Source organism: Pseudomonas fluorescens (genome assembly GCF_000967965.1).
Lineage (GTDB): Bacteria > Pseudomonadota > Gammaproteobacteria > Pseudomonadales > Pseudomonadaceae > Aquipseudomonas > Aquipseudomonas grandcourensis.
Map to the genome: position 1 here is coordinate 12,405 of NZ_LACC01000025.1, position 24,578 is coordinate 36,982.

The 24,578-nt window shown below is 60.7% G+C and carries 25 protein-coding genes; 16 read left to right on the forward strand and 9 right to left on the reverse strand.

Going from position 1 to position 24,578, the window contains the following annotated elements; all coding sequences use genetic code 11:
- Window positions 1-497: 497 nt before the first annotated feature.
- A complete protein-coding gene (locus tag VC35_RS19950) occupies window positions 498-731 on the forward strand; it encodes a DUF6124 family protein (RefSeq protein WP_046042142.1) in 234 nt (77 codons plus the stop codon).
- A gap of 30 nt (window positions 732-761) precedes the next feature.
- On the opposite strand, the gene VC35_RS19955 is transcribed toward VC35_RS19950, so the two are convergent.
- The 3 genes from VC35_RS19955 to VC35_RS19965 form a co-directional block, all read right to left on the reverse strand.
- Complete coding sequence (locus VC35_RS19955; RefSeq protein ID WP_008022038.1) at window positions 762-1,358, reverse strand: superoxide dismutase; 597 nt, start codon at window positions 1,356-1,358, stop codon at window positions 762-764.
- A gap of 164 nt (window positions 1,359-1,522) precedes the next feature.
- Window positions 1,523-2,125, reverse strand: a complete 603-nt coding sequence (locus VC35_RS19960; RefSeq protein WP_046042143.1) for a LysE/ArgO family amino acid transporter — start codon at window positions 2,123-2,125, stop codon at window positions 1,523-1,525.
- Window positions 2,126-2,131: 6 nt separating this feature from the next.
- Entirely contained in the window at window positions 2,132-2,533 is a 402-nt protein-coding gene (locus VC35_RS19965; RefSeq protein WP_046042144.1) for an ACT domain-containing protein, read from the reverse strand.
- Window positions 2,534-2,629: 96 nt separating this feature from the next.
- Here VC35_RS19965 and VC35_RS19970 point away from each other — a divergent pair, with 96 nt between their 5' ends.
- From VC35_RS19970 to VC35_RS19985, 4 genes are all read left to right on the forward strand, one after another.
- On the forward strand, window positions 2,630-3,529 hold the full coding sequence (locus VC35_RS19970) for a LysR family transcriptional regulator ArgP (RefSeq protein ID WP_046042145.1): 900 nt from the start codon (window positions 2,630-2,632) through the stop codon (window positions 3,527-3,529).
- 96 nt (window positions 3,530-3,625) lie between these two features.
- Window positions 3,626-4,618, forward strand: a complete 993-nt coding sequence (locus tag VC35_RS19975; RefSeq protein ID WP_046042146.1) for an NAD-dependent epimerase/dehydratase family protein — start codon at window positions 3,626-3,628, stop codon at window positions 4,616-4,618.
- Between the two features lie 116 nt (window positions 4,619-4,734).
- Window positions 4,735-5,607, forward strand: coding sequence for an ATPase (locus VC35_RS19980; RefSeq protein WP_046042147.1), 873 nt, complete (start codon window positions 4,735-4,737; stop codon window positions 5,605-5,607).
- 259 nt (window positions 5,608-5,866) lie between these two features.
- Window positions 5,867-6,715, forward strand: coding sequence for a cache domain-containing protein (locus tag VC35_RS19985; RefSeq protein ID WP_046042148.1), 849 nt, complete (start codon window positions 5,867-5,869; stop codon window positions 6,713-6,715).
- Between the two features lie 148 nt (window positions 6,716-6,863).
- Here VC35_RS19985 and VC35_RS19990 read toward each other — a convergent pair whose 3' ends face one another.
- Complete coding sequence (locus VC35_RS19990) at window positions 6,864-8,381, reverse strand: MDR family MFS transporter (protein ID WP_046042149.1); 1,518 nt, start codon at window positions 8,379-8,381, stop codon at window positions 6,864-6,866.
- A 78-nt stretch (window positions 8,382-8,459) separates the two neighbouring features.
- A complete protein-coding gene (gene pobA / locus VC35_RS19995; RefSeq protein ID WP_046042150.1) occupies window positions 8,460-9,653 on the reverse strand; it encodes a 4-hydroxybenzoate 3-monooxygenase in 1,194 nt (397 codons plus the stop codon).
- Window positions 9,654-9,834: 181 nt separating this feature from the next.
- Here pobA and VC35_RS20000 point away from each other — a divergent pair, with 181 nt between their 5' ends.
- Entirely contained in the window at window positions 9,835-10,731 is an 897-nt protein-coding gene (locus VC35_RS20000; RefSeq protein WP_046042151.1) for a helix-turn-helix domain-containing protein, read from the forward strand.
- A gap of 9 nt (window positions 10,732-10,740) precedes the next feature.
- On the opposite strand, the gene VC35_RS20005 is transcribed toward VC35_RS20000, so the two are convergent.
- Together VC35_RS20005 and VC35_RS20010 are read right to left on the reverse strand one after the other, a co-directional pair.
- Entirely contained in the window at window positions 10,741-10,917 is a 177-nt protein-coding gene (locus VC35_RS20005; RefSeq protein WP_162837843.1) for a hypothetical protein, read from the reverse strand.
- A 131-nt stretch (window positions 10,918-11,048) separates the two neighbouring features.
- Window positions 11,049-11,954, reverse strand: a complete 906-nt coding sequence (locus VC35_RS20010) for a LysR family transcriptional regulator (RefSeq protein ID WP_221174493.1) — start codon at window positions 11,952-11,954, stop codon at window positions 11,049-11,051.
- A 114-nt stretch (window positions 11,955-12,068) separates the two neighbouring features.
- On the opposite strand from VC35_RS20010, the gene VC35_RS20015 reads away from it, so the two are divergent.
- On the forward strand, window positions 12,069-12,947 hold the full coding sequence (locus tag VC35_RS20015; protein ID WP_046042154.1) for an MBL fold metallo-hydrolase: 879 nt from the start codon (window positions 12,069-12,071) through the stop codon (window positions 12,945-12,947).
- Between the two features lie 219 nt (window positions 12,948-13,166).
- Window positions 13,167-13,781, forward strand: coding sequence for an NAD(P)-dependent oxidoreductase (locus VC35_RS20020; RefSeq protein ID WP_046042155.1), 615 nt, complete (start codon window positions 13,167-13,169; stop codon window positions 13,779-13,781).
- A gap of 130 nt (window positions 13,782-13,911) precedes the next feature.
- Here the strand turns inward: VC35_RS20020 and VC35_RS20025 are convergent, their stop codons facing one another.
- A complete protein-coding gene (locus tag VC35_RS20025) occupies window positions 13,912-14,793 on the reverse strand; it encodes a LysR substrate-binding domain-containing protein (protein ID WP_046042156.1) in 882 nt (293 codons plus the stop codon).
- 159 nt (window positions 14,794-14,952) lie between these two features.
- Between VC35_RS20025 and VC35_RS20030 the strand changes: the two genes are divergently transcribed.
- The 6 genes from VC35_RS20030 (at window position 14,953) to VC35_RS20055 (ending at window position 22,529) form a co-directional block, all read left to right on the forward strand.
- Window positions 14,953-16,590 (forward strand): 5-guanidino-2-oxopentanoate decarboxylase, encoded by a 1,638-nt coding sequence (locus VC35_RS20030; protein WP_046042157.1) that lies wholly within the window; start codon window positions 14,953-14,955, stop codon window positions 16,588-16,590.
- Window positions 16,587-18,035: an aldehyde dehydrogenase family protein gene (locus VC35_RS20035; protein WP_046042159.1), complete on the forward strand. Its 1,449-nt coding sequence runs from the start codon at window positions 16,587-16,589 to the stop codon at window positions 18,033-18,035. The genes VC35_RS20030 and VC35_RS20035 overlap by 4 nt, the downstream gene beginning before the upstream one ends.
- Before the next feature lie 217 nt (window positions 18,036-18,252).
- Entirely contained in the window at window positions 18,253-19,356 is a 1,104-nt protein-coding gene (locus VC35_RS20040; protein ID WP_007986100.1) for an ABC transporter substrate-binding protein, read from the forward strand.
- 205 nt (window positions 19,357-19,561) lie between these two features.
- Complete coding sequence (locus VC35_RS20045) at window positions 19,562-20,470, forward strand: ABC transporter permease (protein ID WP_046042160.1); 909 nt, start codon at window positions 19,562-19,564, stop codon at window positions 20,468-20,470.
- The gene (locus VC35_RS20050; RefSeq protein WP_046042161.1) at window positions 20,467-21,315 is read left to right on the forward strand and encodes an ABC transporter permease; all 849 of its coding nucleotides are present in this window, start codon (window positions 20,467-20,469) and stop codon (window positions 21,313-21,315) included. Before VC35_RS20045 ends, VC35_RS20050 begins: the two co-directional genes overlap by 4 nt.
- Before the next feature lie 158 nt (window positions 21,316-21,473).
- Window positions 21,474-22,529 (forward strand): ABC transporter ATP-binding protein, encoded by a 1,056-nt coding sequence (locus VC35_RS20055; RefSeq protein ID WP_046042162.1) that lies wholly within the window; start codon window positions 21,474-21,476, stop codon window positions 22,527-22,529.
- Window positions 22,530-22,682: 153 nt separating this feature from the next.
- On the opposite strand, the gene VC35_RS20060 is transcribed toward VC35_RS20055, so the two are convergent.
- Window positions 22,683-23,612 (reverse strand): AraC family transcriptional regulator, encoded by a 930-nt coding sequence (locus VC35_RS20060; RefSeq protein ID WP_046042163.1) that lies wholly within the window; start codon window positions 23,610-23,612, stop codon window positions 22,683-22,685.
- Between the two features lie 339 nt (window positions 23,613-23,951).
- Here VC35_RS20060 and VC35_RS20065 point away from each other — a divergent pair, with 339 nt between their 5' ends.
- Both VC35_RS20065 and VC35_RS20070 read left to right on the forward strand, forming a co-directional pair.
- Window positions 23,952-24,305 (forward strand): antibiotic biosynthesis monooxygenase family protein, encoded by a 354-nt coding sequence (locus VC35_RS20065; RefSeq protein ID WP_046042164.1) that lies wholly within the window; start codon window positions 23,952-23,954, stop codon window positions 24,303-24,305.
- 41 nt (window positions 24,306-24,346) lie between these two features.
- Entirely contained in the window at window positions 24,347-24,577 is a 231-nt protein-coding gene (locus tag VC35_RS20070; RefSeq protein ID WP_046042165.1) for a hypothetical protein, read from the forward strand.
- The last annotated feature ends 1 nt before the right edge of the window (window position 24,578 follow it).

Consider the following 24,578-nt stretch of genomic DNA (forward strand, 5'->3'; position numbering starts at 1 on the left):
ATGAGTGGTGAGAAGCGTGGGTGTACGCTGGTCTGCCTTTGCTTTTCTGTGGGAGCGAGCTTGCTCGCGATGGCGGCCTGACAGCCGACCAATCTCCCACGCCTCTAAGCTGATCGTTCCCACGCTCCCGCGTGGGAATGCTGCCAGAGACGCTCCGCGTTACGTTTTTGCGAGTTAGAGCGGTGTAGGAAAGCGCCAGAAGTTTCCCACGCAGTTTTCAGGTTGCCCGTCGGAAGCGGACTCAATAGCCTTTGGCTGTCGCTGAAAGCTCAGCGATCGGGTGTGAGAACCCGGCTACTTATGGTCATCCAGAACCTGTGCACGCATAATCGCCGCCAGCTAGTCCGCTGTCTGTAAATGCGTCATGGCGGCTGTGTGCGGGCAGACTTAGGTCTGGTCCGGGTGTCCATACCGGTTTCTCACCTCGCACATAGCTGCCACCTCTTCACCGCGTGAGAAACGGCTAGTGGTGGCCCCAGCGCTAGAGGAATGGTTTTATGGACAAATTAATCCCCGATCCCCCCTACAACACCACCAAACCCTACACCCCCAACACCATGTTCATGATCGTCCCGGATATGGATACCGAATCCCTGCTGGCCCACGCTTGTGAGTCATTGGCTTCGGCCAACGTCATGGCGAGTGATTTCGCCCGAAAACGAGAAAAGCCCTGCAAGCGTAAACCTGCAGGGCTTCTCGGTCAGGCTGACCATCTCATTAAACCCGGCTAAAAAGCCGGGTTCTTTTGACTGGCGTCGAGCTTAAGCGGTGAAGGTTTTGCCTTCGAACTGCTCAGCCACGAACTTCCAGTTGACCAGGTTCCAGAACGCTTCGACATACTTTGGACGCAGGTTGCGGTAGTCGATGTAGTAAGCGTGTTCCCAGACGTCGCAGGTCAGCAGCGGGGTGTCGCCGTTGGTCAGCGGGTTGCCGGCGCCGATGGTGCTGGCCAGGGCCAGGGAACCGTCTGCCTTCTTCACCAGCCAGCCCCAACCGGAACCGAAGGTGCCGATGGAAGTCTTGCTGAACTCTTCCTTGAACTTGTCGAACGAACCGAAAGCCGCGTTGATGGCTTCAGCCAGAGCGCCGGTTGGTTGACCGCCGGCGTTTGGCGCCAGGCAGTTCCAGTAGAAAGTGTGGTTCCAGACCTGAGCGGCGTTGTTGAAGATACCGCCCGAGGAAGTCTTGACGATTTCTTCCAGGGTCTTGCCTTCGAACTCGGTGCCTGGCACCAGGTTGTTCAGGTTCACGACGTAGGTGTTGTGGTGCTTGTCGTGGTGGAACTCCAGTGTTTCCTTGGAGATGTGCGGCTGCAGGGCATCGTGTGCGTACGGCAGTGGCGGCAATTCGAAAGCCATGATGATTCTCCTAATCAGGTCAGTTGCGGTGAGCGCAAGGCCGATCACGGGCGGCCAGACAAGCGCCGGGGAGTTTGTACTCTTTGCGGCGCAGGGAGTCGGATCATAGCACCGGGGGGGCGGCATAACCACGCAACAACTGTGTGGAATAGAGGTTCCGCGAATCAGCTGGTCGCGATCAACTGCAGCGCTACGGCAAACATCATCATAGCCACCAACAGATCGAGTATTCGCCAGGTGCTGGGCCGGGCGAGCCACGGTGCCAGCCATGCCGCACCGAGCGCCAGGGTGAAGAACCACAGCAGCGAGGCACTGGCCGCGCCGACGACATAAGCGCCGGGCTCGGTTTGTTGTGCGCCCAGGGAGCCGATCAGCAAAACGGTGTCCAGATAGACATGCGGATTGAGCAAGGTCACCGCCAGCGCGCTGAGCATGACCGCCCGCAGCGAGCGTACGGTTTGGCCTTCGCCTTGCTCAAGGCTCTGTTTCGAAAAGGCGCGGCGCAGTGCCTGGCTGCCGTACCACAACAGGAACGCTGCGCCGCCCCAACGGGCGATGGCCAACAGCGTCGGATTCTGCGCCAGCACCGTCGCCAGGCCGAATACCCCGGCGGCCACCAACAGGGCGTCGCAGGCCACGCAGAGCGCCGCCACCGGCAGGTGATGTTCACGCCGCAGGCTTTGCGCCAGGACAAACGCATTCTGGGTGCCGATCGCCATGATCAGGCCGAAGGCCACGAGCAGCCCGTTCACATAACTTTGCCACATGATTTTTTACTCCGCGTTGGCTGCCAGATCCCGCAGCACTAGCAGGGCTCGGTCGGCGTCGGCCTGGCCGACAAACAAATGGTCGTGGTAGTAGCCGGCAATCACGTTGCAGCTGATTCCTGCCTGGCCAAGCGCCGTGGCGAATGCAGCGGTCAGGCCGACCGCTTCGAGGGCCGAATGTACGTTCAAGGTGATCCAGGCGGCGATGTAGTCGAAGCTGAATCCGGCTTTTTCGGCGTGGGAACGCTCGAGAATCACGGTCAGGCCTTCCTGCTCGCGGAAGCTGCCGACAATCTCCAGATCCTTGGGCAACTTGCCGTCGCGCAAGGTGCAGAACACGTATTCGCCGGCGTTGAGTTGCGGGCTCATGCTGCGCAGCAGCGTTGCCAATGAAGTTTCGCCAGCCATGTGGATTATCCTTGTTCAAGAGTTCTTGATGGTCATTGTCCTTGTGAAGGCTGTATAAGAAAAACCAATCTTGCTGATCGCTCATTAGGAAAACTGATGTTCGACTATAAATTGCTTTCTGCCCTGGCCGCCGTGGTCGAACAGGCTGGTTTTGAACGGGCGGCCCAAGTGCTGGGCTTGTCGCAATCGGCGATATCCCAGCGCATCAAGTTGCTGGAAGCGCGGGTTGGCCAGCCGGTGCTGGTGCGGGCCACGCCGCCAACGCCGACGGAAATCGGTCGACGGTTGCTCAACCACGTGCAGCAGGTGCGATTGCTTGAACGGGATTTGCAAAGCCTGGTGCCGGCGCTGGATGAAGAGGGCCTGCCGGAACGCCTGCGGATCGCCCTGAACGCCGACAGCCTGGCCACCTGGTGGGCGCAGGCGGTGGGCGAGTTTTGCGCCGAACAGCATCTGCTGATGGATCTGGTGGTCGAAGACCAGACCGTCGGCCTCAAGCGCATGCGCGCCGGTGAAGTGGCGGCCTGCGTTTGCGCCAGCGAGCGGCCGGTGGCAGGTGCGCGCAGCGTGTTGCTGGGGGCCATGCGTTACCGTGCGCTGGCCAGCCCTGCGTTCATTGCCCGGCATTTTCCGCAAGGCGTACGCGCCGATCAGTTGGCCCGAACCCCGGCGCTGGTGTTTGGCCCGGACGATTTCCTGCAGCATCGCTACCTCGCGTCCCTCGGCGTCGAGGGTGGATTCGAACACCATTTGTGCCCGTCCTCCGAAGGTTTCATTCGTCTGACGGAGGCCGGGCTGGGCTGGGGTCTGGTTCCGGAACTGCAGGTGCGCGAGCAACTGGAAAGGGGGGTATTGCAGGAGCTGCTGCCAGATAAGCCGATCGATGTGCCTCTGTACTGGCATCATTGGCGTAATGGCGGCCAGTTGCTGGGGCTGCTCACCGATCAATTAGTCAGCGCATCGAAGCAATGGCTGGTGCCTTGGAAGCAGCCTTAAGCGTCAAGCTGCAAGCTGCAAGTGAAGCGCTTGCGGACCGTTTTTAACTTGCAGCTTGCAGCTTGAAGCTCGTGGCTGCATTTGTTGGAGCAATTCATGAAGATTCTGGTTACCGGCGCAAGCGGCTTCATCGGCGGGCGCTTTGCGCGTTTTGCCCTGGAGCAGGGCCTGGACGTGCGGGTCAACGGTCGCCGGGCCGAGAGCGTGGAGCATCTGGTACGCCGGGGAGCCGAGTTCATCCAGGGTGACTTGAGCGACCCGGAACTGGCGCGCGAGCTGTGCTCGGACGTCGAGGCCGTGGTGCATTGCGCCGGTGCCGTCGGTTTGTGGGGCCGCTATCAGGACTTCCAGCAGGGCAACGTCCAGGTCACCGAGAACGTGGTCGAAGCCTGCCTGAAGCAACGGGTTCGGCGGCTGGTGCATTTGTCGTCGCCGTCGATCTACTTCGATGGTCGCGATCATCTGGGCCTGACTGAAGAACAGGTGCCCAAACACTTTAAGCACCCTTACGCCGCCACCAAGTACCTGGCCGAACAAAAAGTCTTCGGTGCCCAGGAGTTCGGTCTCGAAACCTTGGCCCTGCGCCCGCGTTTCGTCACTGGGGCCGGAGACATGAGCATCTTCCCGCGTCTGCTGAACATGCAGCGCAAGGGACGCCTGGCAATCATCGGCAACGGTCTGAACAAAGTTGATTTCACCAGCGTGCAAAATCTTAACGAGGCGTTGCTCAGCAGTTTGCTGGCCAGCGGTTCCGCGTTGGGCAAGGCCTACAACATCAGCAACGGCACGCCGATTCCCCTGTGGGACGTGGTTAATTACGTCATGCGCAACATGGAAGTCCCACAGGTCACCCGCTACCGTTCCTACGGCCTGGCCTACAGCATGGCGGCGCTCAACGAGGGCGTGTGCAAGTTGTGGCCGGGGCGCCCCGAGCCGACGCTGTCGCGTCTGGGCATGCAGGTCATGAACAAAAATTTCACCCTGGACATCAGCCGCGCCCGGCATTATCTGGATTACGATCCCAAGGTCAGTCTCTGGACGGCGCTCGATGAATTCTGTGGCTGGTGGAAGGCCCAGGCTGTTCGCTGACGCTCGAACAACGATCCCTGACTGAACCGGATTCGGGCTTGGGGGTCAATGGTTGCGGCTGTGGGGTTTATACTGCGCGGCATTAAGCCACTATGTGATTCACTAAGGTTGATTCAATGTCCATGCGAAACGATGCCAACGACGACTTCGATGATGTACCGAGCCTGCGTGCAGACGTTCTCGATGACGACTTTGCGCCCACCGCCCGCACGGTCGTGCATTCGCGCACGGCGCCGGTGGTGAAGGTCAAGGCGGCGAGTACCGGTGCCTTGTGGGCGTTGGTCGGGGCGTTGTTCTTTGCGTTCGCGGGCCTGGCCTGGTGGAGTTTTCAGCAGATCTCCCTGATGGAACAGCAACTGGTGGCGACCCAGGAAAGCTTCGCGCGAATCAGTGAGGAAGCGGCAGGGCGCCTGCAGGATATTTCCGGCAAGGTTGTTGCCAGCCAGACCAGTGTCAACACCGACAGCGAGGCCTTGAAGCTGCAAATTCGCCAGCTGGAGAGCAAGCTCCAGGACCAGAACGCCCAGCAGCAAGGTGTTGCCGGCCAGGCCTCGGACCTGGACAAGCGACTGGCACAAATGACCGCGCAAACCACCGAACTGGACAAGCGCCTGGTGCAATTGACTGCCCAGGACACCGAACATCAGACGGCCAATACGCAGTTGCAGGCCCAGGTCAAAGCCTTGAGTGCTGAACTGGCCGCCCTGAAAAGTGCCTCGTCGGACTCGGAAAAATTCGATGCACAGTTGAAAAACCTGGGCGCCGATGTTGCCGCACTGAAGAAGCAAGGCAATCCGAGCGCTGCCATCGAGCGTCTTGAACAAGACATGATCGTGCTCAAGAGCGTGCAGGACAACCGTCCGGCGGTCACACAGGGCTCGACCAACACGGCCGAGTTCGATGCCTTCCGCAGCCAGGTCACCCGCAACATCAATACCCTTCAGGCGCAGATCCAGAACCTTCAACAGCAACTGCGCGCCCGGCAGTAATTGTCAGTGGTGTGAGTATTTGTGGCGGGGGAGCTTGCTGTGGCGAGGGGGCTTGCCCCCGTTCGGCTGCGTAGCAGTCGTAAATCCGGTAGCGCATTTAATCTGTTGAATCGCGGTGAATGGATTCCGGGTGGCTTCGCCACCCAACGGGGGCAAGCCCCCTCGCCACAAAAATCTATGACCACGTTCTGGCGAATATTCGTACATATCCCCATCCCGTCTACGCTCTTGAAACACCACCAGGAACGAGGGATGCGCAATGGGGTTTCTGCATAGGTTCACCTTGCTGTGCGGCATGTTTTTGTTGTGCCTGGGCCAGGCGCAAGCCGCCGGGACGGAAAAGGACGACAGCAAGGCGGCCATTGCCCTGCTGGAAAAAGCCCTGGCTTACTACCACCAGAATGGCGACAAGGCCCTGGCGGCGTTCAGTCGCCAGGGTGAGTTTGTCGACAAGGACCGTTATGTCTTCGTGCTCGACACCAAGGGCGTGATGCTCGCCAGTGGTGGGCCGTCGTCGGCGCTGATTGGCCGGGACGTTTCGGAAGTGCTTGGGCCGGATTTGCAGAAAACCTTCAAGGACGCCCTGAAAGTGCCGGAAGGCAATGGCATTCAGCAGGCTGAATATCGCTGGCAGAACTGGAATGACGGCAAGGTTGAGCGCAAGCACGTCTACTACCAGCGCATCGGCCAGCGGATTCTGGCGGTCGGTTATTACCTTCCACGGGCCTCCGCCGAACAGGCCATGGCCTTGCTGAACAAAGCGGCCACCGATCTGGCCAAGGACGAAAAGGGCACCCTGACGGCGATCAACGCCCTCAAGGGCGGCTACCTGCAGGATGATCTGTACGTATTTGTCGTCGACCTGGACACCCAGCGTTACGTGGCTCACGGCACCAACCTGCGGTTGATCAATACCGACTTCAGCAAGATCGTGGACCCGGAAGGCAAACCGGTGGGCGAGCCGATTCTGGCGTTGATGGCCAAGCAGGATGATGGCGAATACGAGTACCGCTGGAAAAACCCGGTGACTGGCAAGGTCGAGAACAAGCACGCCTACCTGAAGAAGGTCGGGCATTTTCTGGTGGCGGTCGGGTATTACAGCCCTTGATTATATGGTTTCAATGAGGACGCCATCGCGGGCAAGTCGGATCGCCGCACCGCCGCTCCCACAGGTTTGAGTGTTGACCACAGATTTTGTGAACGACATCAATACTTGTGGGAGCGGGCTTGCCCGCGATGCAGGCGCCTCGGTCTATCTATCGAACCTTGTCCTCACGCCCACGCAACAACATGTTCGGCATGGCAATCGCCGCCGCCAGCCCCAGCAATGAAACAGCCGCGCTGACCGTCAGCAAATGCCGGAACGTCAGCAACAATTCGGCACGCAAGGCGTTCTGCGCATCACCCGGCGCGGCATTCAAACCGTCCAGCAACACATTCCCCGAACTGCCTTCGGCAATCAGCGACGAGTCGGCCAGGTGCGCAAAACTCGAGTCCTGCAACAACGCCAACAGCAGCGCCGACATCAACGCCACACCCACGGCACCACCCAGCGAACGGAACAGATTGGTGGTGCTGGTGGCGACACCGATATCCCGCTGGTCCACCGAGTTCTGCGTGCCGACCAATGACGTGGGGAACTGCATGCCGGAGGCAATCCCGCAGAGCAGCATGAACAGACTGCTCACGACGAACGCCTGGGGCGGGCTGAACGCCATGCCGATAATCGAGGCAGGCATCAGCGCCGCACCGCTAAGGATCATCGGTTTGTAGCGCCCGGTCACCGAGGTGCGGCGGCCGGCGAAATACGCGCCGATCGGCAAGCCCATGGCCAGGGGCAGCAGATGCAGGGCGGCGCTGTCGGCACCGGCGCCGGTGACGCTCTGAAAGCGCAGCGGCATCAATACGATCAGCGAGATGGCCTGGAAACTGGTGAAGAAAATCGTGCACCAGCACAGGATCGCGTTGCGGTTGGCGAACAGATGCATGGGCAACAACGGCTCCCGTGCCCGCCGCTCGTGGGCGACGAACAGCCCCAGCACCAGCACCGCACTAGCCAGCAGCGCCAGTACTTCGGCGCTGCGCCACGAATGGCCCTGACCGACCTGGGTGATGCCCAGCAACAATGCCGTGAGCCCGATGATCATCAGCATGGTGCCCAGGTAATCGATGATCGGTTTGCGTTGCGGAATCGGCAGGCCCACTAGCGTGCGATGGGCCACCAGCCAGGCACCCAGGCCCAGCGGCAGGTTGATCAGGAACACCCAGCGCCAGGACAGGTATTCGGTCATGTAGCCGCCAAGCACCGGGCCGGCGACGCTGGCCACGGCATACATACTGCTGAAATAGCCCTGGTAACGACCGCGCTCCCGTGGCGGCACGATGTCCCCGATGATCGCCTGGCTCACCGAAATCATCCCGCCGGCCCCGATGCCCTGGAGGATCCGCGCCAACACCAGTTGCTCCATGCTCTGGGCCATGCCGCAGAACACCGACGCCAGGGTGAACAGGCCCATGCCGAACAGCATCAGCTTGCGCCGCCCGTACAGATCGCCCAGTTTTCCGTAGATCGGCACCGCCACGGTCATGGCCACCATGTAGCCGGAAATCACCCAGGCGAGCAGGCTGACGTCCTTGAATTGCGCGGAAATGGCTGGCATCGAAACAGCGACGATGGTCTGGTCCAGCGCGCCGAGAAAGATCGCCAGCATCAGGGCGATCAGCACGCTGCGGATGGCGGGTTTGGGCGTTTCAGGCTGGTGGAGATTGGTCACGGGAAAACCTGCGGGCGGTGATTGACCCGCACGAGGCAAGGCGAGCGGGAATGCTCGCCAGTGTAAGTCGGTAGGAGGCTATTCGATAGCCTCATAAGGAAGACCGACGTAGTTTTCTGCAATGGTTTTTCGACCCGCTTCGGAGCCGACAAAATACTCCAGCTCCGACTCGGCAATGCGCTGGCTAAAGGCATCGTGGTCATCGAAACGGTGCAGCATCGAGGTCATCCACCAGGAAAACCGCTCGGCCTTCCACACCCGGCGCAGGCAGATTTCCGAGTATTTCTCCAGCAGATCAAGGCGATCGTCGCGGTAAACCTTGAGCAGGATGTTGAACAGCGTGCTGACGTCACTGGCCGCCAAATTCAGGCCCTTGGCGCCGGTGGGCGGGACAATGTGCGCGGCGTCACCGACCAGGAACATGCGCCCGTACTGCATGGGTTCGACGACGAAGCTGCGTAGCGGCGCGATGCTTTTTTCGATGGACGGGCCGGTCACCAGTTTGTCTGCCAACTGTTGTGGCAGGCGCGACTTGAGTTCGTCCCAGAAGCGTTGATCCGACCAGTTATCCACATGATCGCTGGTGGGCACTTGCAGGTAATAACGGGTGCGCGTCGGCGAGCGCATGCTGCACAGGGCAAAACCGCGCTCGTGGCGGGCGTAGACCAGCTCTTCGTGGGCCGGCGGGGTGTCGGCCAGGATCCCGAGCCAGCCGAACGGATAGATCCGTTCGAAGACTTTCAGGCTGTCGGCTGGAATCGATTGCCGTGCCACTCCATGGAAGCCGTCGCAACCGGCGATGTAGTCACAATCGAGACGATACAGTTCGCCGTCTTTCTCAAAAGTGACAAACGCTTCGTCGGTTTTCATGCCATGGGGAACGACGTTGTCGGCTTGATAAATCGTCTGCGCGCCGGCCTCCCGACGAGCGGCCATCAGGTCGCGGGTGACTTCGGTCTGGCCGTAGATCATCACGGTCTTGCCACCCGTCAGGGCGTGCAGATCGATGTGTACCTGGCGTCCGTCGAGGGCCAGTTCGAAGCCGTCATGGACCAGTCCCTCGGCGTCCATGCGCTGACTCACGCCGGCCTGACGCAACAGCTCTACCATGCCTTGCTCAAGCACGCCGGCGCGGATTCGGCCGAGCACATAGTCCGGGGCCTGACGTTCGAGAATGAGGGTGTCGATGCCGGCGTTGTGCAGCAATTGGCCGAGCAACAAGCCAGAAGGGCCTGCACCAATGATGGCGACTTGGGTTTTCAGCGTTTTCATTGTTCTTATGACTCGCAAGCTTCACGCGACCAGGGCCGGTGAATTATTTTTATGGATCGAGTGCTTGCATTTTTCCCTTGCGAGTCTGTCAATTGAAGGTGAAAACTGAGCCGATAGCTGTACATTCTGCCAATCGGTGCGATTATCGCCCGTCATCTACTCCGAGGCCTGGATTGAAGTGATGAACAAGCCTGACCTGCCTTCGATTCCGGTGTTCAAGCTCTACGGTGAAAGCCTGGATTGGCCGACCCCGGACTTGCTGCACTGTGAAACCATTTCCAAACGCAGTCGCGAACATCATTGGGAAATCAAACCTCACCGCCACGCTGATTTGTGCCAGTTGCTCTTCGTGTTCAAAGGTCAGGCCGAGCTTGAAATCGAAGGCAAGCGTACGCAACTGGTGGAACCGGCCATCCAGATCCTGCCACCGCTGTCGGTGCACGGCTTTCGCTTTTCCGAGGACGTGGAAGGGTTTGTCGTGACCCTGGCCGCGCCGCTGATCGCCCACCTGCAGATGCAGTTGGGGCAATCGGTCAATGCCCTGGCCCAGTCCGAAAGCTACCCGGCAGGCAAGGACGCCGAGTACCTCAACAGCCTGTTCAGCGCCTTGCAGAACGAATACACCAGCCATCAACCGGCGCGGGAAATGCTCATGCATTCGCTGGTCAGTGTGATCGTGGTGTGGGTCAGTCGCCAGGTGATCCAGCGCCGCACCGCCATGGCGCGACCGCAGCGGGCCCGGGAATACCTCAACGGGTTTATTCAGCTGGTGGAAGAGACCTATCGCCAGCACGTCAAGGTCGAGGACCTGGCGCACCGACTGGGGATTTCCGTGTCCCACCTCAACGGCACCTGCCGTGAGCTGGCGGGGCAACCGGCGTTGCAGATCATGCACGAACGGCAATTGCTGGAGGCCAAGCGTTTGCTGACCTACACCAGCATGACCATTTATGAAATGTCCGACGTGTTGGGGTTTTCCGATCCGACCAACTTCACGCGCCTGTTCCGGCGTCGTGTGGGGATTTCGCCCAAGGTGTTTCGCGACCGCTTGAAGGCCGATCAGGACAACGAAGCCTGACCCCCTTCGTTAGCGGAGGGCGTTGAGGGTGGCGTTGTGGGGGATACAGCGCTCGAAGTTGCAGCTCGCGTATTCACGGGGCAGGTTGCGCAGTTGCTCGACGCGCCAGGCCGCAGCTCCGTATAGCCCGAGCGTGACCGCACAGGTGATGAAAATCGCGAGGTATCTTCTTGTTTTGATGTTCATGGCGTTGACCTCTGAACGAATACCTTTCGGTATTACTTTGAGCATAGGTCAGCGCGGGTGAGTTACCAGCAAAGCACGTTATGGATGTACCGCGACATTCAGAACCCTGATACCTCCCACAGGGTTTCCATTCACAACCCGATATCCCACTCCGGTTCTTCGGGAAACCTCACCACCAGAAAATCCAGCAAGCTGCGCAACGCCGCCGGCATGTGTTTGCGCGAGGCATATACCGCATACACGTTCATTTGCCGGGGTTCGGCCGTCGGCAGCAGGCGAATCAATTCGCCGCTGTGGATGTACACGCCGGCCTGGTACGTGGGCAGCATCGCCACCCCGGCGCCGGCGATCGTTGCACGCAGCAGCGTGCTGGCCTCGTTGGCGCTGATGTTGCCCTGCACCGGTACTGAAACCTGCTCGCCGTCCTGCTCGAAATGCCACAGGCTTTTGCCGAAGTAGGAGTGGGTCAGGCAATTGTGCTGGCTCAGGTCCTCGACCCGTTGCGGCGCCGGATGCTCGCGCAAGTAAGCGGGGGACGCGCAGATCACCGAGCGGCAAACCGTCAGGCGGCGGGCAATCAGGTTCGGGTCCAGGTCGTTGCTGGTGCGGATCGCCAGGTCGATGCGCTCATCCACCAGGTTCACGGTGCGGTCGAGCATCTGCATGTCGATGCTGACGCCGGGGTAGCGTCGGACATACGCAGCCATGGCATCGGCCAGTTGCGCCTGGCCGAAGGAGGTGCTGACGCTTATCCGCAGCAGGCCGCGCGGTGCGTCATCCGGTTCGCTGACGGCGGCCTGCATGTCGGTGGACAAGTCGAGCATCTGCCGACAGCGGGGCAGGATCTCGGTGCCGGCGGCGGTCAGGCTCAACTTGCGCGTGGTGCGATGCATCAGGCGCGCGCCGACCCAGTCTTCCAGTTCCGCCAGATACCGCGATACCACCGGCCGCGACAGCTCCAGATGATCGGCGGCGGCCGACTGGCTGCCGAGGTCGACCACCGTGACGAACACGCGCATTGCTTGTAGACGATCCATGATTTGCCCGCTTTCAGAAACAAACTATGTTCAAGCATCGCATTTTTTGTACTGACTCAGGCAACTAAGCTCTGTTCCATCGCCAAGCAAGGCATTTGGACAACGGAGCAACAGATGATCGGTTTCACCACTTTAAAGCGCATTGTGCTGGCGGTCGCCGCCCTCGGTTTCTCCGCCCATGCAGCCGCCTCGACCCTGACGCTGGATGTCTACAATCCCGGCGAAAAAGCCATCTTCCCAGTGACCTCGGTACTGGTCAGCGGCGAGAAAGAAGCGATCCTGGTGGATGCGCAATTCGGCAAATCCCAGGCCGAACAGGTGGTGGAAAAAATCCGCGCCAGCGGCAAGCAACTGACCACCATCTACATCAGCCATGGCGATCCGGATTACTACTTCGGCCTCGACACCCTGACGGCTGCGTTCCCCAAGGCCAAAGTCCTCGCCTCACAGCCGACCGTCGACCACATCAAACGAACCGTCGACGGCAAACTGGCGTTCTGGGGCCCGAAAATGGGCACCGACGTGCCGGCCAAAACCATTGTGCCGGGTGTGCTCAAGGGCGACAGCCTGATCCTTGAAGGGCAGAAGTTGCAGGTAGTTGGTCTTGAGGGCCCGCAGCCGGATCGCAGCTTTGTGTGGATTCCGTCGATCAAGGCGGTAGTCGGTGGTGTCGTGGTGGCGCAAAACATTCACGTGTGGATGGCTGACACGCAAACGCAACAGTCCCATGCCGATTGGTTGGCTACGCTGCATTCCATTGAAACCCTGAAACCGCAGATGGTGGTGCCGGGTCATTACCTCGGCGAGAGCGATCGCTCCCTGGCCGCCGTGCAGTTCACCGCCGCTTACATCAAGGCCTTCGACGAGGAAACCGCCAAGGCCAAGGATTCTGCCGCGCTGATCGCGGCGATGAAGAAACGCTTTCCGACCCTGGGTGATGAAAGCTCCCTGGAACTGAGCGCCAAGGTCGCCAAGGGCGAGATGAAGTGGTAACCGGAAGTACATGAAGCCGAAGCAACTTTTGAGATGAAAGTGATTACCTGTGGCGAGGGGGCTTGCCCCCGTTGGAGTGCGAAGCGCTCCCCTGCATTCTTCAGCTACACCGCATGCAGTAGGTTTTACGACTGCTACGCAGCCGAACGGGGGCAAGCCCCCTCGCCACAAAGGTTACATCGATCGCACAAGTTACAAGTCAACCCACTGGAGAACGTCATGAGCAAAATCGCAATCATCGGTGCCACCGGTCGTGCCGGTAGCCAACTGCTGGAAGAAGCCCTGCGTCGCGGTCACAGCGTTACCGCCATTGCCCGCGATACATCGAAAATAGATCCGCGTGAAGGTGTGGTCAGCAAGGCCGTCGATGCCCTTGATGCCGCTGCGTTGCAAGCTGCAATTGCGGGCCATGACGTGGTTATCAGCGCGGCGCATTTCGCCACGCTGCCTGCCAGCGCAGTCGTAGGCCCGGTGAAAAAAGCCGGGGTCAAACGTCTGCTGGTGGTGGGCGGGGCGGGTTCGCTGCTATTGCCCGATGATACTCGAGTGATCGATAGCGAAGGTTTCCCTGAGGCTTACAAGGCAGAGGCCAGCGCCGGTGCAGAATTCCTCGCAAGCTTGCGTGAAGAGCGGGATCTGGACTGGACCTTCCTGTCGCCATCGGCCGAATTTGTCGAGGGCGAGCGCACGGGGAAATTCCGCCTCGGTCAGGATGATTTGCTGGTAAGCAGCGAAGGGCGCAGCTGGATTACTTTTGCCGACTACGCGATTGCAATGCTCGACGAAGTGGAAGCGCCGAAGCATTCGCGGCAGCGGTTTACCGTCGGATATTGAGTTCACTGGTCATTTGTAGGAGTGAGCCTGCTCGCGATAGCAGTGGAGCAGTCAACATTGATTTTGAATGTGAATCCGTCATCGCGAGCAGGCTCACTCCTACAGGGTGGAGCATCAGAGTTGTACGGTTTTACCGCGACTGCGCCTGCTCCACCAACCAGCCCATCAATTCCCTCAACTTCGGCGAAGGTCCTGGTTTTTCGGGGAACACCAGGTAATACGCAAGTCCGGTCGTCACTTTCAATTCGAATGGCATGACCAGCCGCCCGGCGTTCAGGTCATCGCCGATCAGCGACCAGTCGCCAATCGCCACCCCCGTTCCCTGGGACGCCATCGACATCGCCAGGTCCAGTGTTTCGAAATGCTGGCCCTTGCCGACATTGGTCAAATGCACATCCGCGGCTTTCAACCAGGCTTTCCAGTCCCGTTCGTCGCGGGTCGGGTGCAGCAGCAGGTGCTGTTGCAGATCGGCTGGGGCCTGCAGGGGCATAGGGCCTTCGAGTATCGGTCTGGAACACACCGGCGTGAGTTGTTCGTCGAAGAGTTTTTGCGACATCAATGAATCGTCCGGCGGTGCGCCGTACATCACCGCTGCATCGAATTGCTCGCGATGAAAATCCACCCCGTGCTTGACCGTGGTGGTCAGTTCCACCGGCACGTCCGGGCGTTCCCGTTGCCATTGCAACAGACGCGGCAGCAACCAGCGCATGACGCAGGTCGGTGCCTTGAGTTGCAGGGTTTCGCGCTTCTCGCCGATCTGTTCAACGGCCTCGTCGATCAGGCCGAAAATCTGCTGGACCCGTGGCAGCCATTCCCGTCCTTCGGCTGTCAGGTCCAGGCCTCGGGCCAGGCGGATGAACAGTTCATAACCCAGATGATCTTCCAGCCCGGCGATCTGCCGACTCACCGCGCCCTGGGTGATGTGCAGCTGTTCGGCGGCCCGGGTGAAATTGCAGCACTGCGCGGTAATCAGAAAGGTGTGCAGCGCCGGCAGGGGAGGCAGTCGTTTCATTGGGATCCAAGGTATGACGTGAGGACATGGCTAGTATGACTTTTTATCCATTGTTGCGGCTACCTGTCGCCCGTTCCAATGAGGCCATTCCCGGGCCTGCAAATCCAATCTAAACACAGCGCACGCCCGGCGTCTCAAACGAACAAAAAGGGCAAAGACATGGCGACGTGCGGCGAAGTATTGGTCAAGTTACTCGAAAACTACGGGGTCGAGCAGGTGTTCGGCATTCCGGGGGTGCATACCGTGGAGCTGTATCGCGGGCTGGCCCGTTCGAGCATCAACCACGTCACGCCGCGCCACGAACAGGGCGCCGGTTTCATGGCCGACGGCTACGCCCGCACCAGCGGCAAACCGGGTGTGTGCTTCATCATCACCGGCCCTGGCATGACCAACATCACCACCGCCATGGGCCAGGCCTATGCCGATTCGATCCCGATGCTGGTGATCTCCAGCGTGCAATCGCGCAGCCAGTTGGGCGGCGGTCGCGGCAAGCTGCATGAGCTGCCGAACCAGGGCGCACTGTGCGCCGGTGTCGCGGCGTTCTCCCACACCCTGATGTCGGCTTCCGAGCTGCCGGGCGTGTTGGCCCGTGCCTTTGCGCTGTTCCAGGCGGGCCGTCCGCGTCCGGTGCACATTGAAATTCCGCTGGATGTCCTGGTTGAAGAAGCCGACGACTTGCTCAGCAGCCTGCCGGTCAACATCGACCGCGCCGGTGCTTCGCCGAGCGCTGTGTCGCGCATGACCGAATTGCTGGCCGGCGCCAAGCGTCCGCTGATTCTCGCCGGTGGCGGCGCCATCGACGCGGCCGTCGAGCTGACTGAGCTGGCCGAATTGCTGGACGCGCCGGTCGCCCTGACCATCAATGCCAAGGGCATGCTCGCTTCCGGCCACCCACTGCTGATCGGCTCGACCCAAAGCCTGGTCGCCACCCGTGCATTGGTCGCCGAGGCCGACGTGGTACTGGCCATCGGCACCGAACTGGCCGAGACCGACTACGACGTGACCTTCGCCGGTGGCTTCGAAATTCCTGGCAAGTTGCTGCGCGTCGATATCGACCCGGACCAGACCGTGCGCAACTACCCGCCGCACGTGGCACTGGTGGCCGACTCGCGCAACGCCGCCCAGGCTTTGCTCAGTGCCCTGTCGCACAAATCCCTGGCCGAGCGTCGCAACGATTGGGGCCAGGTGCGTGCCGCCCGTTTGCGTGAAGAACTGGCCGCGGCCTGGGACGCACCGACCCTGGCCCAGACCCGTTTCCTCGAAACCGTGCTGCATGAACTGCCGGACGCGGTGTTCGTCGGCGATTCGACCCAGCCGGTGTACACCGGCAACCTGACGTTCAACCCGGAGCGTCCGCGTCGCTGGTTCAACTCGTCTACTGGTTACGGCACCCTCGGCTACGCCTTGCCGGCGGCGATTGGCGCCTGGCTGGGTGGCCGCGTCGAAGGTGGCGCGCGTCCTCCGGTGGTGTGCCTGATCGGCGACGGCGGCCTGCAGTTCACCCTGCCGGAACTGGCCAGTGCCGTTGAAGCGCGCACCCCGGTGATCGTGCTGCTGTGGAATAACCAGGGCTACGAAGAGATCAAGAAATACATGGTCAACCGCGCCATCGAACCGGTGGGCGTGGACATCTACACCCCGGACTTCATCGGTGTAGCCAAGGCATTGGGTTGTGCTGCTGAAGCGGTCAGCAGTGTCGAGCAGCTGCGCGGCGCCTTGCGTGTGGCCACCGATCGCCAGGGGCCGACCCTGATTGAGATCGACCAGACCCAGTGGATGCAGGCGGTGTCGAAATGACTTTCCCTACGACCCTGGATGGCCTGTACATCAACGGCCAATGGTCGGCCGGCAACGAACACCTGCGTGTGATCAACCCGGCGACCGAAGCCCTGTTGACCACCGTCAATGGCGGCGATGAGCGCGCCGTTGATCAAGCCGTGAGCGCGGCGACCCAGGCGTTCGCCGACTGGTCGAAAACCACGGGCGTCGAACGCGGTGCGATTCTGCGCAAAATTGCCGTGGGCGTGCAGGCCAATCGTGAAAAGCTGATGCACTTGCAGTCGAGCAACAACGGCAAGCCGCAATTCGAAGCCGCAATCGACGTCGATGACGTGATTGCCACGTTCGAGTATTACGCCAGTCTGGCCGAGGGGCTGGATGCGAAACAGGACTGCGCCATCGAGCTGCCGACCGACGATTTCAGCGCTCGCCTGCGCCGTGAGCCGTGTGGTGTGGTCGGCCTGATCGTGCCGTGGAATTTCCCGATGGTCACCACCGCGTGGAAACTCGCCCCGGCCCTGGCCGCCGGTTGCTGCGTGGTGCTCAAACCTTCGGAAGTGACGCCGCTGCCGGAGCTGGAACTGGCGGCGATCATTGCTGAAGCCGGGTTGCCAGCAGGCGTGTTCAACCTGGTGTGCGGCACTGGCCTCGCGGTTGGCGCGCCCCTGTCGGCAGACTCGCGCATCGCGAAAATTTCCTTCACCGGCAGCAATGCGGTCGGCGTGCAGGTCATGCAACGGGCGGCGGAAACCGTCAAGGGCGTTAGCCTGGAACTGGGCGGCAAATCGTCGTTGCTGGTGCTGGCCGATGCCGATCTCGACCTGGCGGTGGAAGTGGCCTGTGGCGGTGGTTTCTTCAACGCCGGGCAGATGTGTTCCGCCACCAGCCGCGTGCTGGTCGCCGATGAACTGGCCGATGAATTCCTGAGCCGAGTGAAGGCTCGTGCCGAAACGATTCGCGTGGCTGACCCGTTCGACCCGAACGTGGAAATGGGCGCGCTGGTCAATCAGGCGCAATACCAGCGCGTGCTCGGTCACATCGATCGCGGTTTGAGCGCCGGCGCCAAGCTGGTTTGCGGTGGCAATCGCCCGGCCGACCTGCCGCGCGGATATTTTTTGCAGCCGACGGTGTTCACCGAAGTGCCCCTCGACAGTGCGCTGTGGTGTGAAGAGATTTTCGGCCCGGTGATCTGCGTGCGCAGTTTTGCCTCTGAAGCCGAGGCGATTGCCCTGGCCAACGACAGCCAGTTTGGCCTGGTCGCCAGTGTGGTGACGCGCAATGCCGAAACCGCCGACCGCGTCGCCAACGCTTTACAGGCGGGGCTTGTGTGGATCAACGCGCCGCAGGTGATCTTCCCGCAGACCGCCTGGGGCGGCTACAAGCAGAGCAGCATCGGCCGCGAATTGGGGCCGTGGGGCTTGCAGGCTTTCCAGGAAATCAAACACGTAATCCGGGCGGTCTGAAGGCACGAAAAAGGTGAGCACATGCCTCCTGTTGAGGCATGCGCTGGCGTCATGGCTTCAATGAGTTTTTATCGATAGTCAGGTGTTTTACACGACCTCAGGATGAACTCGCTGGCTCAGCCAAGCCCCCGAAAATACGAGGGATAACGCTGATCCAGTCGCGCGGATGCAACAGTTTCGACCTGCCTCATACCTACAAAAACAAAGGGAGTCCGTAATGGGCGAGCATGATCTGAACAGACGTCAATTTATCAAGACCGTGGGCGTAGCCTCGGTTGCAGCGGCAGCCATGAGCATGCCGTTCATCAAAGCCAATGCCAGCGACACACGTTTTGCCGGCAAGACCCTGCGTTTGTTGACCTGGTCCGATGACACCGGCCTGGCTGCACTGCGCAACATCGCCGCGACCTTCGAAGACAAGTACGGCTGCAAGGTCATCGCCGACCGCACCGGCAGTACCTCGGAAATGGTCGCCAAACTCAAGGCCGGCGGTGATCGTCCGCAGTACGACATCATCACCCTGGCAGGTGTCGGCGCCGAAGGTCTGGCCGCCGCCAACCTGCTGGAAAAACCCGACCTCAACCGCATTCCCAACCTCGTCGATGTACCGGAGAAATACCGCACCGGGGCCAATGGTCACGGTATCGGTTACCTGCTGTGGTGCAACAGCCTGGTCTATAGCACCCGCACCCAGAAACAAGCGCCGGACAGCTACGCGGCCCTGTGGGATCCAGAACTGGCCCCGAACATCTTCCTGCCGCCGCCGAACTGGACCGAGGCCATGGACCTGATCATCATCGCCGCCAAACTGGCCGGTGGTGACGAACACAACATCGAGCCTGGCTTCAAGAAACTCGCCGAGCTGAAAGATCGTGTGGTGACCCTGGGCGAAAACCCCAACCAGATCGCCGAACTGTTCCGCACCGGTTCCCTGGACATGGGGGGGCTGTACGCACCGGCCTTCTTCCCGAAACAGATCCGCGACCCGAACTACGGCCTGGGCGCCACGTTCGGCATGAAGGAAGGTTTCTACACCGACCTGATGCTCTCGGTAATGCCGAAGAACCGTCCGGGCGATACCGACATGGCCTACGCCTTCATCAACCACTCTCTGGACCCGCTGGTGCAGGGCAAGATGGCTGAAGACATCTATAACGGCCCGGTCAACGCCAAGGCGATCATCTCCGCCGAAGCACGCAAGAGCCCGTACATCCTCACGCCGGAGCAGATTGCCGAGAAGGCGATCATGCACGACAACGCCTTCCTGGCGACTGTGCATGACCAATGGATTCGTCGTTACACGGAAATCTTTTCTTCCTGATTTCTGAGGTTCAAAGATCTTTTGTGGCGAGGGGGCTTGCTCCCGCTCGGCTGCGCAGCAGCCGCAAAACCAGGCACTGCGATCCATCTGGATCAACGCGGTGAGTGATTGGGGCCGCTTCGCGACCCAGCGGGAGCAAGCTCCCTCGCCACAGGTTCTTGCTCAATCTCAGTCTTGCTGCTTTCCATTGACGAGACCCTTTGCTATGGAACACCAACCTCTGACTCATCCGGTGAGTGCCGCCCCCGTGCGCGCCGCTCGGGGTGTTTCGCCAACGACGCGCGCCTGGCTTTTCCTCTCGCCGTCGATGCTGTTTCTTGGCGTACTGATTGCCGCGAGCCTGCTGGTACTGCGCATGAGCGTGGGCACCAAAGGCGCGGAATGGTCCGGGTTCAGCCTGGCCAGTTACGCCCAGTTGCTGGAACCCTATTATCTCAAGTCGCTGATGCTGACCCTGCGCCTGGCGCTGATCAGCGCGGTGATCGCAGTGATCCTGGCGATCCCGGTGGCCTACACCATGTCGCGCCTGACCTCGCCGTTCGTGCGGCGGATCTTCCTGGCGGCGGTGTTGCTGCCATTGCTGGTCAACCTGCTGCTGCAAAGCTACGGCTGGCTGGTGATCCTCGGCCCCGGTGGCATGCTCAACCAGACCCTGATGGGCCTGGGCCTGATCAAGCGCCCGATCATGCTGTTGTACAACCAGAACGGTGTGTTGATGGGCCTGGTGCAAACCGCCTTCCCGCTGGCCGTGTTGCCGATTGCCAGCGCCATGCGCGGCGTCGCCCGCAGTTACGAAGAAGCTGCCGCCACCCTCGGCGCCAGTCGCTTCCAGGTGTTCCGCCAGGTGGTATTGCCGATGAGTCTGCCGGGGATCATTACCGGTGCGACCCTGGTGTTCGCCTACAACGCCAGCAGTTTCGTGGTGCCTTTACTGCTCGGTGGCCGGCGCGTGCCGATGCTGGCGGTGATGGTGCATGACCAGATCGCCCCGCTGATGAACTGGCCCGCCGCATCCGCTGCCGGTGTGGTGCTGATCGTCACCACCCTCGCGATCATGACCTTGTCCGAATACATCACTGGCCGTCGTCGCCGCATGCTGGAGGCTTCGCAATGAGTACCCTGATCAAGAAGCGCCAGTCGCTGTTGCCGGGTGATACCGGCAAGTTTGCCGGCATCCTTTCGGGCTTCATCCTGCTGCTGGCGGTACTGCCGATCCTGACCATGATCGTCATGTCGTTCAGCGGCGCGTCGAACCTCGACTTCCCGCCGAGCAGCTACAGCCTGCAATGGTACAAGGCCGCCTGGCACACCTTCGTGTCGCCGGACGCCAGCGATGTGCTGAGCCTGGGCAAAGCCATGTCCACCAGCCTGATGGTGTCCTGCCTGACCATGGTCTTCGCGACCATCATCGCGGTGCCGGCGGCGTATGCCCTGACCCGTTGCGAGTTCCGTGGCAAGGCCGTGGCCCTGCAATTGATGTCGTTGCCACTGGTGTTCCCGATGGTGGTATTGGGGCTGGCGTTGCTGCTGGTGTTCGACAGCCTGCCGTTCCAGATGACCACCTCGCGCCTGGTGATTGCCCACGTGATCCTCGCGTTGCCGTTCGTGGTGAAGAACTGCACGGCGGCGATGCTCTCCATCGGCAGCGAAGTCGAAGAGGCCGCGCAAATGCTCGGTGCTTCACCGCTGCGGGCGATTGTCGATGTGGTGGTGCCGTTGATGAAGTCGGGGATCCTGGCGGGCATGCTGCTGGCGTTCATCGTCTCGTTCAACGAATTCACCGTGACCTATTTCCTCTACACCATCGACGTCATGACCGTGCCGATCTGGATGTACAGCCGCACCGTGTCTTCGCTCGACCCAACCGTATTTTCGTTTGCCGTGCTGATCGCGCTGATCGACTTCGTCCTGATCTGGGCGCTGGAGAAGCTAGTCGGTGAAGGTGGCGTTTCGTTCTAGCTTCTGCCTGGAGGTGCCTGCGCTCGATCATGCTGCGTTAAAAGTCAGCTCAGAATGCTCATTGACTAAAGTCAACTCCGCTTCTTCGCAGACTTTTGCCTTGCCTGATCTTCGCTCGGCGACCACCAGCCAGAACCTTTATTCTTGAGGTGATTCACATGTCTGGTCTGATTCTGGAAAACGTCGAGAAACATTACGGCTCGACCTGCGCGGTAACGGATGTGAACCTACATTTGCCCGAGGGCAAACTGGTATGTTTCCTCGGCCCTTCGGGCTGCGGCAAAACCACTTTGCTGCGCATGATCGCCGGCCTTGAAACCCTGACCGGCGGCGAGATCCGCCTGGACGGCGAAGACATCGGCAACACCCCGGCGCACCTGCGCAACTTCGGCATGGTGTTCCAGTCCCTGGCGTTGTTTCCGCACATGACTGTGGGCGAGAACATCGCCTATCCGCTGAAACTGCGCGGGGTCAGCAAGGCTGACCAGCAGGCGCGGGTGGTGGAGTTGCTGGAACTGATCCAGCTGCAAGCGATGATCAATCGTCCGGTGGCCAAGCTGTCCGGCGGCCAACGCCAGCGCGTGGCGATTGCCCGGGCGATTGCCTCGCACCCGAAAATCCTTCTGCTCGATGAACCGTTGTCGGCGCTGGACGCCAAGCTGCGCGAGTCGATGCAGGTGGAAATCCGTCAACTGCAACAACGCCTGAACATCACCACCATCATGGTGACCCACGACCAGCGCGAGGCCATGACCATGGCCGATATCGTGGTCGTATTGGGTGAGCACAAGGTGCAGCAGGTGGGCACGCCGATCGAGATCTACCGGCACCCGGCCAACGAGTTCGTCGCGGATTTCATCGGCTCGGGCAACATCTTCCCGGCCACGGTGCTGGGTAACGGCAAGGTCAGCTTGCCGGGCGGCGATGCGCTGCAAGTACCGATCTGCAGCAGCATTGTGGCCGGTGAAAAGGTGAAGATGCTGATTCGCCCGGAAGACCTGCAACTGTCGGCTCCGCAGGCGACAGCGGGCAACCGTCTACTGGGCAAAGTGACCTTCGTGCGCGATATCGGCGCGACCATCGAGACCACGGTGGAGTGTTCCGGGGTGTCGTTTACCGCGCTGAGCACGCCTTGCCAGGGCTTTGGCCTGAGTGTTGGTCACCCGGTGTCGGTGACCTTGCCGGTGGAGGCCTGCCGGGTACTTGGGGCCTGATCCGGATTTGATGTTGGCCTCACTGGCCTCATCGCGAGCAGGCTCGCTCCTACAGTTGATCTGAAGTGTTCACAAGTATTGTGTTCGCAGGAGATCCAATGTGGGAGCGAGCCTGCTCGCGATGAGGCCGGTACTGGCTGCAAAAAAGCCGGATCAGACCGACAAGCGCAACCGCGCCAGATCCCGCAACGGCGGAGCCCCGAACAACCGGCTGTACTCCCGGCTGAACTGCGACGGACTTTCATACCCGACCCGATACCCCGCCGCCGAAGCTTCCAGCCCTTCGGCCAGCATCAACCGCCGTGCTTCCTGCAGGCGCAACTGCTTCTGATACTGCAACGGACTCATCGCCGTCATCGCCTTGAAGCGGTGATGCAGCGTCGACACGCTCAGGTTCACTTCCTTGGCCAAATCATCAATGCGCAACGGCTGTTCAAAATTGCTGTTGAGCCATTTGATCGCCTGGCTGATGCGATGGCTCTGGCTGTTGGCGATGGCGATTTCGTATAGCCGATGCCCCTGTTTGCTGCGCAACAGGCGATAGAGGATCTCCCGGCGAATCAGCGGCGCGAGCATGGCGATGTCTTTTGGCGTGTCCAGCAACCGTGCCAGACGCAGCACCGCATCAAGCATGGCGGTGTCGAGTTTTTCGACATACAGCCCGCGCCCGGTCGGCCGGGAAGGCACGCCGAGAGGCCCGGCGTCGGCGATCAGTGCGGTGATTTCCGCCGGGTCGATGTCCAGGCGCAAGGCCAGGATCGGTTCCTCAGGCGAGACATCCACCACCCGTCCACTGAGCGGCATCGAGACCGAGACCACCAGGTAGTTCAACGGGTCGTAGTTGAAGTACTCGTTGGCCAACTGAACTTCCTTGCGCCCCTGGGCCATGATGCACAGCGCCGGTTGCGCGAGCACCGGGGCGAACTCGTGGGACTGGCTGTGGCGTGACATGAATAGCGAGCCGATGGCCGTGGCATAACTGCCATCTTCGGCGGTGTTGCGGCGAATGATCGCCGCCAGTTCCGCACGCTGCTTTTCCATGTCGGTGTCCAGCGGGGCTTGAAAGTGATCGAGCGACGACATGCGAGGCATCCTCGGCAAGGCATGGAAGGAATGGAGCAGAGCATAAGTTTGTGCAAGTGGCAGCGGTAGACACATCCTGTCAGATGCTTGCCTGATTCTGCTCGGGGTCGACCGGCGGTGTAGCCACTAGAGCCTTGTGCCGCAAGAACTTGCTTGAAACTCGTGTGGCAGAACCGTGACAGGGTTTTACAGCTTGTTACAGGCTGGCGATGCAGTTTCGCAGGATTGTGCAACGCGCCGGCAGGAATCGACTAACGAGACAGGCGTCGCGGCCCTTAACCTTTGATCCTGTCGCAGCCCGTCCCCCGGCTGCCACGCGACTCCCCGGGAGGGTTGAACATGTCCACGCAAATCCCCGTCAGTCATATGGCCTTCGTTCGAGCGCGCGCCGGGCGTTCGACGGAACTCGGTGTGCGCCTCAGCGCCCTGATCGAACCATCCCGCGCAGCGCCAGGCTGCCTGAGCTTTGCCTTGCAGCATTCGCAGTGCGACCCGGAACTGTGGCTGGTGTCCGGTTTCTGGAGCAATCAACAGGCCATGACCGCGTACTTCAGCACGCCGGCAATGGAGATTTTTGCCGAGTTGGTGCAGGAACTGGTGGTCAACAGTCTGGATTTCCACACCTTCAAGGATGTCTCGGCGGCGCAGGCCCTGGGGCAGTCCGCAGTCGCGGTACACAAACTGGCCGGTTGAGGGTTTAATGACGGCATTCTCAACCAGCCAGGACTCGCGACATGGCACGTAAAGCCTTTGATCACTTCGAAGCTGTTTCTGCTGTAGTACCGGGCGAGGGTGGTTACCACGCCGCTATCGCCGTCAAAGCGCTGGGTGGTTCCGGCGCCCCGCGTTTTCACAAAGTGCTGGAAGGCCAGACCTTCAAGACCGCTCACGAGGCTGATGATGCGGCCGCCAAGGAGCTGGCCCGTCTCAAGGACGTCAAGGAAAACACCGACCTGCTCTGGTGAT